Source organism: Mycolicibacterium confluentis (assembly GCF_010729895.1).
Classification (GTDB): Bacteria; Actinomycetota; Actinomycetes; order Mycobacteriales; family Mycobacteriaceae; genus Mycobacterium; species Mycobacterium confluentis.
This window is the reverse complement of record NZ_AP022612.1, coordinates 3,152,591-3,164,175: the sequence shown is the minus strand read 5'-3', so window position 1 is coordinate 3,164,175 and position 11,585 is coordinate 3,152,591. Positions and strand designations below refer to the sequence as shown.

8 protein-coding genes and 1 pseudogene are annotated in these 11,585 nt (G+C 68.8%); 8 read left to right on the top strand and 1 reads right to left on the bottom strand.

Translation table 11 applies throughout. The features are described from left to right. Position 1: 1 nt before the first annotated feature. From mutM to smc, 4 genes and pseudogenes are all read left to right on the top strand, one after another. A pseudogene (gene mutM / locus G6N34_RS14770) lies at positions 2 to 859 on the top strand (bifunctional DNA-formamidopyrimidine glycosylase/DNA-(apurinic or apyrimidinic site) lyase); the annotation flags it as partial. A 92-nt stretch (positions 860 to 951) separates the two neighbouring features. Further along, positions 952 to 1,365 (top strand): OsmC family protein, encoded by a 414-nt coding sequence (locus G6N34_RS14765; RefSeq protein WP_085151575.1) that lies wholly within the window; start codon positions 952 to 954, stop codon positions 1,363 to 1,365. Next, complete coding sequence (locus G6N34_RS14760) at positions 1,362 to 1,646, top strand: acylphosphatase (protein WP_085151576.1); 285 nt, start codon at positions 1,362 to 1,364, stop codon at positions 1,644 to 1,646. The genes G6N34_RS14765 and G6N34_RS14760 overlap by 4 nt, the downstream gene beginning before the upstream one ends. A 29-nt stretch (positions 1,647 to 1,675) precedes the next feature. After that, a complete protein-coding gene (smc, locus tag G6N34_RS14755) occupies positions 1,676 to 5,260 on the top strand; it encodes a chromosome segregation protein SMC (RefSeq protein WP_085151577.1) in 3,585 nt (1,194 codons plus the stop codon). Here smc and G6N34_RS14750 read toward each other — a convergent pair. Further along, a complete protein-coding gene (locus G6N34_RS14750) occupies positions 5,257 to 5,706 on the bottom strand; it encodes a type II toxin-antitoxin system Rv0910 family toxin (RefSeq protein ID WP_085151861.1) in 450 nt (149 codons plus the stop codon). The genes smc and G6N34_RS14750 overlap by 4 nt on opposite strands. Positions 5,707 to 5,754: 48 nt before the next feature. On the opposite strand from G6N34_RS14750, the gene ftsY reads away from it, so the two are divergent. The 4 genes from ftsY to G6N34_RS14730 all read left to right on the top strand — a co-directional run bounded on the left by ftsY (position 5,755) and on the right by G6N34_RS14730 (position 11,562). Continuing rightward, positions 5,755 to 7,086: a signal recognition particle-docking protein FtsY gene (ftsY, locus tag G6N34_RS14745; RefSeq protein ID WP_085151578.1), complete on the top strand. Its 1,332-nt coding sequence runs from the start codon at positions 5,755 to 5,757 to the stop codon at positions 7,084 to 7,086. A gap of 183 nt (positions 7,087 to 7,269) precedes the next feature. Next, the gene (locus tag G6N34_RS14740) at positions 7,270 to 8,622 is read left to right on the top strand and encodes an ammonium transporter (protein ID WP_085151862.1); all 1,353 of its coding nucleotides are present in this window, start codon (positions 7,270 to 7,272) and stop codon (positions 8,620 to 8,622) included. Between the two features lie 39 nt (positions 8,623 to 8,661). Further along, on the top strand, positions 8,662 to 9,000 hold the full coding sequence (locus G6N34_RS14735; protein WP_085151579.1) for a P-II family nitrogen regulator: 339 nt from the start codon (positions 8,662 to 8,664) through the stop codon (positions 8,998 to 9,000). An 87-nt stretch (positions 9,001 to 9,087) separates the two neighbouring features. After that, positions 9,088 to 11,562: a [protein-PII] uridylyltransferase gene (locus G6N34_RS14730; protein WP_085151580.1), complete on the top strand. Its 2,475-nt coding sequence runs from the start codon at positions 9,088 to 9,090 to the stop codon at positions 11,560 to 11,562. Positions 11,563 to 11,585 lie beyond the last annotated feature (23 nt).

Sequence of the window (11,585 nt, the reverse complement as noted above, 5' to 3'; positions counted from 1 at the left end):
TATGCCCGAACTCCCCGAGGTGGAAGTCGTCCGCCGCGGCCTCGCCGAACACGTCGTGGGGCGGACGCTGCGTGCCGTGCGGGTGCACCACCTGCGGGCGGTGCGCCGCCACGAGGCCGGTCCCGCAGACCTGACCGCGCGACTGCTCGACGCCCAGATCACGGGAACCGGTCGGCGCGGGAAATACCTGTGGCTGCTGCTTGCCGACCAGGACGGGGTGGGGGAGCAGGCGCTCGTGGTGCACCTCGGGATGAGCGGGCAGATGCTGCTCGGGCCCGTGCCCCGCAGCGACCACGTGCGCATCGCAGCCCTGCTCGACGACGGCACGGCGCTGAGCTTCGTGGACCAGCGGACGTTCGGCGGCTGGCAGCTGGCGGACCTCGTCGAGGTCGACGGCAGTGCCGTGCCGGTCCCCGTCGCCCACATCGCGCGCGATCCGCTGGATCCCCTGTTCGACCGCGATGCTGTCGTGAAGGTGTTGCGCCGCAAGCATTCTGAGATCAAGCGTCAACTTCTTGATCAGACCGTGGTGTCAGGAGTCGGCAACATCTACGCCGACGAGTCGCTGTGGCGGGCCAAGGTCAATGGCACCCGCATCGCGGAGACGCTGAGCCGGGCCAAGCTGGCGCAGGTGCTCGACGCGGCCGCCGAGGTGATGCGCGAGGCGCTGGCCCAGGGCGGCACATCCTTCGACTCGCTGTATGTGAACGTCAACGGGGAGTCCGGATACTTCGACCGGTCGCTGGACGCCTACGGGCGCGAGGGGGAACCATGCCGGCGGTGCGGAGCCATCATCCGCCGGGAAAGGTTCATGAACCGCTCGTCGTTCTACTGTCCACGCTGCCAACCCAAACCGCGCCAAATCACACCGCGAGCGTCCGCAGCGGTACGCAACACGCCGCCGAAAACCGTACCGACACGGGCGGTCGGCGGAGAGCAGAGGAGCACGTCATGACCAAACTGTGGGTCGAACGCACCGGCACCCGCCGCTACACCGGGCGCAGTTCCCGGGGCGCCGAGGTGCTCGTGGGTTCGGAGACCGTCGATGGCGTCTTCACCCCCGGTGAGTTGATGAAGATCGCGCTCGCGGCCTGCAGTGGCATGGCCAGCGATGCACCGTTGTCGCGGCGCCTCGGCGACGACTACGACGCCACCATCGAGGTCACGGGTGCGGCCGACCGCGAGCGTGAGGTCTACCCCCTGCTGGAGGAGACCCTGAAGATCGACCTGTCGGGACTGACCGAGGCAGACGCCGAGCGGCTGCGCATCGTCGTCAACCGCGCGATCGACCAGGTCTGCACCGTGGGCCGGACGCTGAAGGCCGGCACGCAGGTGACCTTCGACATCGACGACCACCGACCGTGACCGAGGAGCCGCAGGTCCGGCTGACCGCCTGGGTGCACGGCTACGTGCAGGGCGTGGGTTTCCGCTGGTGGACGCGGTCTCGGGCGCTCGAGCTGGGGCTGACGGGCTACGCCAAGAACCAGGCCGACGGCCGCGTCCTGGTGGTGGCGCAGGGGCCGCGGCGGGCGTGCGAACAGCTGCTGGAACTGCTCGGTGGCCCCGCCACTCCCGGCCAGGTGGACAAGGTCATCTCCGATTGGTCGGAGAACATCGAGCCGATCCAGGGTTTCGCTGAACGCTGAGCTGACCGGGGCCGGTACGCTGGCCTGCCATGCACCTCAAGAGTCTGACGCTGAAGGGGTTCAAGTCCTTCGCCGCGCCGACGACTCTGCGCTTCGAGCCCGGGATCACCTGCGTCGTCGGCCCCAACGGTTCGGGTAAGTCCAACGTCGTCGACGCCCTGACCTGGGTGATGGGCGAGCAGGGCGCCAAGACGCTGCGCGGCGGCAAGATGGAGGACGTCATCTTCGCCGGCACCTCGACGCGCGCGCCGCTGGGCCGCGCCGAGGTCACCCTCACCATCGACAACTCCGACAACGCGCTGCCCATCGAGTACTCCGAGGTGTCGATCACGCGCCGGATGTTCCGCGACGGCGCCGGTGAGTACGAGATCAACGGCAGCAGCTGCCGCTTGATGGACGTCCAGGAACTCCTGTCGGACTCCGGCATCGGTCGTGAGATGCACGTCATCGTCGGTCAGGGCCGCCTCTCGCAGATCCTGGAGTCCCGGCCCGAAGACCGCCGCGCCTTCATCGAAGAGGCCGCCGGTGTGCTCAAGCACCGGAAGCGCAAGGAGAAGGCGGTCCGCAAGCTCGACGCGATGGCGGCCAACCTGGCCCGGCTGACGGATCTGACCACCGAGTTGCGTCGTCAGCTCAAGCCGCTGGGCCGCCAGGCCGAGATGGCGCGCCGCGCGCAGACCATCCAGATGGACCTGCGCGATGCGCGACTGCGGTTGGCCGCCGACGACCTGGTGACCAGACAGGCCGAGTTCGACGGCGTCGGCGGCACCGAGGCGGCCCTGCGCAGGGACCACGAGGAGGCCGTCGAGCGGCTCGCGGTGGCCACCGACGAGTTGACCGAGCACGAGACCGCTGTGGCCACGCTGAGCGAGCGGGCCGACCATGCGCAGCAGACCTGGTTCCGGCTCTCAGCGCTGGCCGAGCGGGTCAGTGCGACAGTGCGCATCGCCAGCGAGCGCGCCCAACTGCTGGAGGCTCAGCCGGTGCACACCGGTGGCCGCGACCCCGACGAACTCGAGGCCGAAGCCGACGCGATCGCCGAGCAGGAGCAGGAACTGCTGGCCGACCTCGAAGAGGCCCGGATTCGGCTCGACGGCGCCCGCTCGGCGCTGGCCGATGCCGAACGCGTCGCGACCGAGGCTGAGCGCGCCCATCTTGCCGCGGTGCGGGCCGAGGCCGATCGCCGTGAGGGGCTGGCCAGGCTGTCCGGTCAGGTCGAGACCATGCGGGCCCGCGTCGAATCGATCGACGAGCGGGTGGCTCAGCTGACCGAGGGCATCGAGGAGGCCGCGTCCCGGGTCGAGGTCGCCAGGGCCGAGTTCGAGACCGTGCAGAGCCGCGTGGGCGAGCTGGATGAGAGCGAGGTCGGCCTCGACGAACACCACGACCGCACCGTGGCCGCGTTGCGCTTGGCCGATGAGCGGGTCGCCGAACTGCAGACCGCCGAGCGTGCCTCCGAGCGGCTCGTCGCCTCGCTGCTGGCCCGCATCGACGCGCTCGCGGTGGGCCTCGACCGCAAGGATGGCGCCGCCTGGCTCGCCGAGAACCATTCCGGGGACGGACTTTTCGGAACGGTCGCCAAGCTGCTGAAGGTGCGGCCCGGCCACGAGACCGCGTTGGCCGCGGTGCTGGGCACCGCTGCCGATGCGATGGCCGCCGAGAACCCGCACGCCGCGCGCACGGCCGTCGAGGCGCTCAAGGCGGCGGACGGCGGACGCGCGGCGATCGTCGTCGGAGACTGGCCGGTGCCGGCCCGCGCCACCGGTGAACTGCCCGCCGGAGCCCAGTGGGCGCTGGACCTGATCGAGGCACCGGACCGGCTGCGAGGAGCGATCACGGCACTGCTGGGCGATGTCGTCGTGGTCGGCGACCTGAACTCCGCGGTGGACATCGTCGCGAAGCAACCGCAGCTTCGTGCCGTGACCGCGGACGGTGACCTGGTGGGACCGGGGTGGGTGACGGGCGGATCGGACCGCAAGCCGTCCACCCTCGAGATCGCCACCCGGATCGAGACGGCCCGCGACGAACTCGCGGCGGCCGAGACGCAGTCCGCGGAGTTGTCCGCGGCGTTGGCCGGTGCGGTCGCGGAGCAGGCAGCCCGCTCCGACGCCGCCGAGCAGGCGTTGGCCGCCCTCAACGAGTCCGACGCCGCGATCTCGCAGATCTACGAGCAGTTGGGTCGGCTGGGGCAGGAGTCCCGGATCGCCGACGAGGAGTTCCGCAGGCAGATGGACCAGCGCGCCGAACTCGAGTTGAGCCGCGCGCAGACCGTCGCCGAACTGACCGAGCTTGAGACGCGGCTGCACAACGCCCAGGACATCCCGGCCGAGGACGTGTCCGAACCGGTCGACCGGGAGCTGTTCACCGCGGCGGCCGACGAGGCCCGCAGCGCCGAGGTCGAGGCCCGACTCACCGTGCGCACCGCCGAGGAGCGCGCGAATGCCGTTCGGGGCCGGTCTGATTCACTGCGCCGAGCCGCGGCCGCCGAACGTGAGGCACGCGAGCGGGCGCAACGCGCGGCAGCCGCACGGGAGCATGCGGCCGCAGTGGCCGCGGCGGTGGCGGAGTCGGGTCGCGCGGTCGCCGCGCGGTTGGCCGTGGTGGTGGCCGCGGCGTCGGCATCCCGCGATCAGTTGGCCGCCGAACGGCAGCGCCGTGCCGCCGCGTTCACGGCGGCCCGCGAAGAGGTCGATGCGCTCAACACCCGCATCTCGGCGCTCACCGACTCGCTGCACCGCGACGAGATGGCCAAGGCGCAGGCCGCCCTGCGCATCGAACAGCTTGAGCAGATGGTGCTCGAGCAGTTCGGCATGGCCGCGGCCGACCTGGTCGCCGAGTACGGTCCGCAGGTCGCGCTGCCGCCCACCGAGCTGGAGATGGCCGAGTACGAGCAGGCCCGCGAGCGCGGCGAGCAGGTGACCGCGCCCGCGCCCATGCCGTTCGACAGGCCCACCCAGGAACGCCGGGCCAAGCGCGCCGAGAAGGAACTGGCCGAACTGGGCCGGGTCAACCCGCTGGCACTCGAGGAGTTCGCGGCGCTGGAGGAGCGCTACAACTTTCTGTCGACACAGCTTGAGGATGTCAAGGCCGCGCGCAAGGACCTGCTGGACGTGATCGAGGACGTCGACAAGCGCATCCTGCAGGTGTTCGCCGAGGCCTACGCCGACGTCGAACGTGAGTTCAGCGACGTGTTCTCGTCGCTGTTCCCGGGTGGAGAGGGCAGGCTGCTGCTCACCGACCCCTCGGACATGCTCACGACGGGCATCGAGGTGGAGGCGCGCCCACCAGGCAAGAAGGTCAAGCGTCTGTCCCTGCTGTCCGGCGGCGAGAAGTCGTTGACGGCGGTCGCCATGCTGGTCGCGATCTTCCGGGCCCGGCCGTCGCCGTTCTACGTCATGGACGAGGTCGAGGCCGCGCTCGACGACGTCAACCTGCGCAGGCTCATCGGCCTGTTCGAACAGCTTCGGGACCGTTCGCAGCTGATCGTCATCACCCACCAGAAGCCGACCATGGAGATCGCCGACGCGCTCTACGGCGTCACCATGCAGGGCGATGGCATCACGCAGGTGATCTCGCAGCGGATGCGCGGTCAGGAACTCGTCAGCTCCGCTTAGCGGCGCTGCGAGTCCACGGGCGCGAGCCTCGCCAGGTTCCGCACCGACCGCCGGACATCCGACTCCAGGACTTTGGCCACCAGGCGGCCGACCGGCCCGGACAACAGGCCGCCGCCCAGGTCGGCGATCAGGTGCAACGTCGACCCGGGGTCCTCATCGGAGACCGTCATCGTCAGCCGGATCTGCACGCCGCCTCGGCCGTGGCCCCGCATGTCGATGCACCGCGGTTCGTCATAACCGACCACCGCCCACGTGATGACGTTGCGAAACCCCTTGACCTTGATCAGCGACGAAACCTCTGTGCCCTCGGCCACCTCGTCGGGCACCGGGCCCTTCCAGCCGCCGAAGATCGTCAGCCATTCGTCGAATCGCCGCAGGTCCGAGGCCAGCGCCCAGGCCTGCGTTGGGGTCAGGGTCGAGGATTGGGATACGTCAACGGTTGCCATGACTGCCCGGGTACCCACTTTGCCCGGACGCGCTGAAACAATGGCGGGGTGTCAGAAGGTCTCTGGATCGCTGTAGCGGTCGTCGCTGTCCTGGTCATCGCTGCGCTCATCGTCGGCCTGGTGCGCTATCGGCGCAGCAGAATCAGCCTGCCGCCGACGGAGGCCGACAAGTCGATCGACCGCTCCGGCGGTTACACCGCGGGTTCGGGCATCACGTTCAGCCGCAGCGAGGACCAGATCCCCGTCATCGGTGACGACGCCGAGATCCCCCGGGACGCGCCCAAGCGCACCATCTCCAACGTTCAGCTGCCCGAAGCCGACGTGGCACCCGCGCCCGTGCCCACCCCTGAACCCGAGGTGGTCCCTGAGCCCGAGCCCGAACCTGCGCCGATCCCGACCCTGGAGCCCGCGCCGGTCCCGATTCCCGAGCCGGCCCCTGCCGTCGAACTCGACACCATTGCCCCCATCGAGGGTCGCCTCGACCGGCTGCGCGGGCGGCTGGCCAAGTCACAGAACGCGCTGGGCAAGAGCATGCTGGGGCTGCTCGGCGGCGGTGATCTGGATGAGGACTCCTGGCAGGACGTCGAGGACACGCTGCTGATCGCCGACCTGGGCCCGACCGTCACCGCCGCGGTCATGGAACAGCTGAGGGCCAAGGTGGCCGCCAGCGGTGTGCGTACGGGTGCGGACGCCCGTGCGGTGCTGCGAGAGGCGCTGGTGGGGCAGCTGCATCCCGAGTTCGACCGGTCCATCAAGGCCCTGCCCCACGACAATGCGCCTTCGGTGCTTCTGGTCGTCGGCGTCAATGGGACGGGGAAGACGACGACGGTCGGCAAGCTGGCCCGCGTCCTGGTCGCCGACGGGCGCCGCGTGGTGCTCGGCGCCGCGGACACGTTCCGCGCGGCGGCCGCCGATCAACTGGAGTCCTGGGCCTCGCGGGTGGGCGCCGAGGTGGTCCGCGGTCCAGAGGGTGCCGATCCGGCCTCGGTGGCGTTCGACGCGGTCGACAAGGGCATCGTCACGGGCGCCGACGTGGTGGTGATCGACACCGCGGGGCGACTGCACACCAAGACCGGTCTGATGGACGAACTCGGCAAGGTCAAGCGCGTGGTGAGCAAGCGTGCCGCCGTCGACGAGGTGCTGCTGGTGCTCGACGCGACCATCGGTCAGAACGGTCTCGCGCAGGCCAAGGTGTTCGCCGAAGTGGTCGACATCACGGGTGTGGTGCTGACCAAGCTCGATGGAACGGCCAAGGGTGGCATCGTGTTCCGGGTACAGCAGGAACTGGGTGTTCCGGTGAAGCTGGTGGGTCTCGGGGAGGGGGCCGACGACCTCGCGCCGTTCGAGCCGACGGCCTTCGTCGACGCGCTGTTGGGCTGACCGAAACCGCGTTCCCGGGCGCGAAAAGTGCTGTCACAGCGTGACGAAACGTGAGCGTAACGGTCATCGGCGCTGCGTTCACATTGCAGAAACACAACAGAACCACGTGCGAAACCTCGGCAAAAGAGTCTTCTCGTGACGCCGATCCTGTCGGTGCCCATTCCCCGAGGAGGTTCACACAAAGTGGTCTTAGCCTTGCCAGACGACGTATTCCTGCCATTTGGGCCAGACGGCCTGAGTGCCGGTGACACCGCATGGGTGCTCACCGCCGCCGCACTGGTGTTGTTCATGACACCCGGGCTTGCCTTCTTCTACGGTGGCCTGTCGCGGCAGAAGTCAGTCCTGAACATGATGATGATGTCGTTCGGTTCCATCGGCGTCGTCAGCGTCATCTACGTGCTCTGGGGCTACTCGATGTCCTTCTCCTCGGGTCACACCGGTGAGGGGAACTTCGCGGGTATCTTCGACAACCCGTTTGCACTGTTCGGACTCAACCAGTTGACCGAGGTGCGCGAGATCGACGGCGTCGACACCTTCGTCTCCGGTGGATTCGGCACCGTGCCCGCGATCGTGTGGGCCGCCTTCCAGCTGACCTTCGCGGTCATCACCGTCGCGCTGATCAGCGGCGCGGTCGCCGAGCGCATGAAGTTCGGCACCTGGCTGGTCTTCGGTGGTCTCTGGGTCACTTTCGTGTATTTCCCGCTGGCCCACATGGTTTGGGGTGGCGGCCTGCTGTCGGGTTCCGAGAAGGGCATCGCGGCGAAGCTGTTCGGTGTTGACGACGAGGGTGCGGCCAATGTGTCTCCCATCGACTTCGCCGGTGGCACTGTGGTTCACATCAACGCCGGTATGGCCGCGCTGGTGCTCGCGATCCTGCTGGGCAAGCGCGTCGGATTCGGCAAGACCGCGTTCCGCCCGCACAACATCCCGTTCGTGATGCTGGGTGCCGCCATCCTGTGGTTCGGCTGGTTCGGCTTCAACGTGGGCTCCGAGGGTGCCGCCGACATGGCCGCAGGCCTGGTCTGGATCAACACCACCGCCGCCACCGCGGCCGCGATGCTGGCCTGGCTCCTGGTCGAACGCCTGCGCGACGGACACGCCACCAGCGTGGGTGCCGCATCGGGCATCGTCGCCGGCCTGGTCGCGATCACCCCGGCGTGCGGCAACCTGACACCCGTCTGGGCACTGGTCGTGGGTGCCATCGCCGGTGCGCTGTCGGCGCTGGCCATCGGGCTGAAGTACAAGTTCGGCTACGACGACTCGCTGGACGTCGTGGGCGTGCACCTCGTCGCCGGCCTGTGGGGCACCATCTCGCTGGGCTTCTTCGCCACTGAAACCGGCCTGTTCACCGGCGGCGGCATCGAGCAGTTGGTGGTTCAGGTCGTCATCGCGCTGGCGGCGGTCATCTTCACCGCGGTTCTGACGACGATCATCGCCTTCATCGTCAAGCCGCTCGGTTGGCGAATCAGCGAAGAGGCCGAGCACACCGGCATCGATGAGACCGAGCATGCAGAAACTGCTTACGAACTCGCCTGATCGGGAACAATCGACAGTGTCTTGGAAGGGATCAACTAAATGAAACTGATCACGGCGATCGTCAAGCCGTTCACGCTCGAAGATGTCAAGACAGGACTGGAGCAGACCGGCATCCTCGGGATGACCGTCAGTGAGGTCCAGGGTTACGGCCGCCAGAAGGGGCACACCGAGGTCTACCGCGGGGCGGAGTACTCCGTGGACTTCGTGCCCAAGGTCCGCGTCGAGGTCGTCGTCGAGGACTCGGCTGTCGACAAGGTGGTGGACATCATCGTCCAGGCCGCCCGGACCGGCAAGATCGGTGACGGCAAGGTCTGGGTGAGTCCCGTCGACACCGTCGTGCGGGTCCGCACGGGTGAGCGGGGCAGCGACGCCCTTTGATGCGCAACGGTTTCTGACGGTTCTCCGTCGTCCTCGACCTCACCTGACCGGTGAGCGTTGATCGGCAGTTGGAAAGAGGGGACGAATATGGGCCAGAAACCGGAACCCGCCGCCGGAGCCTCCCGTTGGGAGGCGCCGGCGGCCGGCGCGTCCAAGCCCGCGAAAGACCTTGCCGCAGCGGTCAAGAACCTGCTGGCGGGATCCGCGCATCGACTCGATGCCGCCGCACTGCGCGAGGCACTGCTCGACCTGCATGAATTCTGGCTGACCACAAAGGCGACCGAGATCGGAATCACGCCGACCAGTGGTTTCGCCATCGTCGCCACGGGCGGCCTGGGCCGCGGTGAACTCGTGCCGCACTCCGACCTCGACCTGACTCTGCTGCATGACAACATGCCGGCTGAGATCGTCACTCAGGTCGCCGAACTTCTGTGGTATCCGCTGTGGGATGCCAACATTCGCATCGACCACAGCGTCCGCACGGTGCCGGAGGCGCTGCAGGTGGCCGGCGACGACATCTCGGCCGGCCTGGCGATGCTCGAGGCCCGGCACATCGCCGGTGACGCCGAACTGTCCGCACTGCTGATCGGCGGTGCCCGCAGGCAGTGGCGGACCGGAATCGCGGGCCGTTTCGAGGAACTCGTCGCGCACACCGAGGCGCGGTGGCAGCGCAGCGGTGTGATCGCGCACCGAGCCGAGCCCGACCTGAAGTGCGGGCGAGGCGGGCTGCGCGACGTCCAACTCCTCAATGCTCTCGCGATCGCCCAGTTGGCCGACATCTATCCCAGCCGACTGCTGGCCTCACCCATGGGGTCTCTCGGGGATGCGCACCGCGTGCTGCTCGACGTGCGCACCGAGTTGCATCGGGTCTCGGGCCGGGGACGTGACCTGCTGCTGGCTCAGCACGCCGACGAGATCGGTGCTGCACTGCACATCGGCGACCGTTTCGACCTGGCCCGCGCGCTGTCCGACTCGGCCCGCACCATCAGCTACTACGTCGACGCCGGGGTTCGCACGGCGAGGAACGCGTTGCCGAAGCGCGGCTTCGCGGCCTTGCGCAGGCCCGCCCGCCGGCCTCTCGACGAGGGTGTCATCGAGTTCAACGGCGAGGTGATCCTGGCGCGCGACGCGCGCCCCGAGCGTGACCCCGGCCTGATCCTGCGCGTGGCAGCGGCCTCGGCGACCACGGGGCTGCCGATGTCGGCGTCGACACTGAGTCGACTGGCCGCCTCGGCTCCGGAACTGCGCACCCCCTGGCCGCGGCCGGCGCTGAAGGACCTGTTGGTCCTGCTCGCGGCCGGACCCGCAATGGTCACGACGGTTGAGGCGCTGGATCGAACCGGGTTGTGGGGCAGGCTGTTTCCGGAGTGGGGCGCGATCCGCGACCTGCCGCCGCGCGACGTCGTGCACATCTGGACGGTGGACCGGCACCTGGTCGAAACCGTCTCCCAGGCAAGCGCTTTGACCACCAGGGTGTCGCGACCCGACCTGCTGGTGCTGGGCGCGCTGTGTCACGACATCGGCAAGGGCCGGGGAGGTGACCACAGCGTGATCGGTGCCGAACTGGCGACCCAGATCGGCACGCGCCTCGGACTGTGGCCCTCGGACATCGAGATCCTGTCCGCGATGGTCCGTTTCCACCTGCTGCTGCCGGGCACCGCGACGCGAAAGGACCTGCAGGATCCCGAGACCATCGCCGCCGTGGTGGACAGGCTGGGCGGCGATCCGGTTCTGCTCGAACTGCTTGACGCCCTGGCCGAGGCCGATTCGCTGGCCACCGGGCCCGGCGTGTGGGGAGACTGGAAGGCGTCGCTGATCGGCGACCTGGTTCGGCGCTGCCGCCTGGTGATGGCCGGTGAGCCGCTGCCGCACGCCGAACCCATTGACCCGCGGCACCTTTCGCTGGCCACCGAGGTCGGCGGGGTGTACGTCGAGATGACACCCGGCGACAGCACCCGAACCTACAACGTGACCATGATCGCTCCGGATCGGCGAGGCCTGCTGTCCAAGACGGCCGGTGTGCTGGCGCTGAACTCGCTGCGGGTGTACTCGGCGTCGGTCAACAGCCACGAGGGCTCGGCGATCAACTCGTTCGTGGTCGCGCCCCACTTCGGTGATCCACCCGCCGTGGAACTGCTGCGCCAGCAGCTGATTCTGGCGCTAGACGGCGAACTGGACGTAATCGGTGCGCTGCAGCGCCGCGACCGGGAGGCGCAGGATGCCCCGCGCGGACGGGCCGGTGAGGTGCGCCAGGCCGTGCCGATCAACGCGCCCGCGGCACCGCCACGGATCATCTGGCATAGCGGCGCCACGCCCGACCAGCTCACCGTCGAGGTCCGTACGACCGATCGCACAGGCATGCTCGCGGTGCTCACCACCGTGCTTGAGCGGGCCGACGTGGACATCGAATGGGCGCGGGTCACGACGCTGGGGTCCTCGGTGGTGGACGTGTTCGGCATCGTCGGCGCGGACCTCGAGGGCAAGCGCGAAACGCTGGAGCGCGAACTCTACGAAGCACTGCCCGCGCCGCCGCCGGCCAAACCGGCCGAAGAGGCGAGTTGATGCTGTCCGTGCTCGACATCGGC